Annotated in this window: 1 protein-coding gene; it reads left to right on the forward strand. The window is 45.5% G+C overall.

All coding sequences use genetic code 11. The features are described 5' to 3' along the window. Positions 1–112: 112 nt before the first annotated feature. The gene (locus CRO03_RS18330) at positions 113–1,306 is read left to right on the forward strand and encodes an IS4 family transposase (protein ID WP_141397771.1); all 1,194 of its coding nucleotides are present in this window, start codon (positions 113–115) and stop codon (positions 1,304–1,306) included. Positions 1,307–1,333 lie beyond the last annotated feature (27 nt).

A 1,333-nucleotide genomic window follows, 5' to 3' on the forward strand; every position in this document is an offset into this window, starting at 1 on the left:
CTGAGGTATCCCCACAAAATTGTTAGCTAAAACAAAAAGATGAATTCAGAAGGAACATTCATGGCGTTCGGTGATCAGATCAATCGCCAAACATCACCGAGACCAAACAACCATGAATGTTCGCACTATCTTGACCAATATCGTTTCATTTGTCACACCCAAAATGCATGCAACCAGACAAAAAGCACTAAGTGATTGCGTACACAGCCTGGCAAACGGCAGTGCCGCAACTGTTACTAGTATAGGCCGCGGTATAAACTCCGGCGCCTATGAAAAACACAGTATTAAACGTGCTGACAGGCTGTTGTCTAATCCGCATTTACTACGTGAACAATCCCTGATTTACGGAGCAATCTGTAGGCTATTTTGCACTGCCAAACATCCGACGATAAGCATCGACTGGTCTGATTTAGATGAATGTAAAAGGCACTTCCTGCTTCGCGCCTCACTGAGTTTCGATGGCCGTGCTATCACGTTGTATGAAGAAGTACATCCGTTAAGTACCAAGGAGAAACCTGCTGCGCATAAGCTGTTTTTGCGTAGGCTATCACTGCTTCTGCCTGCAGGCTGTAAACCGGTGATTGTTACTGATGCCGGCTTTAAAACGCCATGGTTCAGACAAATTGAAGCATTGGGCTGGTATTTTGTTGGGCGGGTACGCAAACCTTGTTTTTATACCACCGATAACGGTGGGCACTGGCAGTGCATTAGCCAGCTGTATGCCACGGCATCGCAGCGGCCCAAGCTATACCAAGCCAAAATAGCCAGAAATACGCCATTTGCCTGTACTCTTACCCTGTACAAACAAAAAGCTAAAGGCCGCCACGCACTTAATGCTGATGGTAGCGTTAAGTCATCTAAAACGTCGCAGTCTAATGCGCGAGCCAATTCAGATCCCTGGTTACTGGCATCCAACTTACCGAAAACCAGTCATCATGGTAAAAATGTTGTCGCGATTTACCGCCAACGTATGCAAATTGAAGAAAGCTTTCGAGATATGAAGAGCACCCAGTTTGGCTTAGGGTTTGAGCAAAATTACACGATAAAACTTAATCGCCTCAGTATCTTAGTTCTATTGACCAACTTAGCTTCATTAGCACTAATATTACTCGGTGTCGGGGTAACGGTTGCCAAAAAGCATTGGCAGTTTCAGGCGAATACCCAGCGAGAAAAACGCGTGTTATCGTTTCATACACTGGGGTTACGGGCCATAGCAAAACGTCTAAAGCTGACTGCAAAACAGTGGCGAGACACGCTGAAGCATTGCATTCATTTACTCGACACCACGAGTTACAGCATTATATGAGAACAAGATTTTGTGGGGATCCCTCAG

The organism is Arsukibacterium tuosuense, assembly GCF_900215315.1.
GTDB classification, from domain to species: Bacteria; Pseudomonadota; Gammaproteobacteria; order Enterobacterales; family Alteromonadaceae; genus Alishewanella; species Alishewanella tuosuense.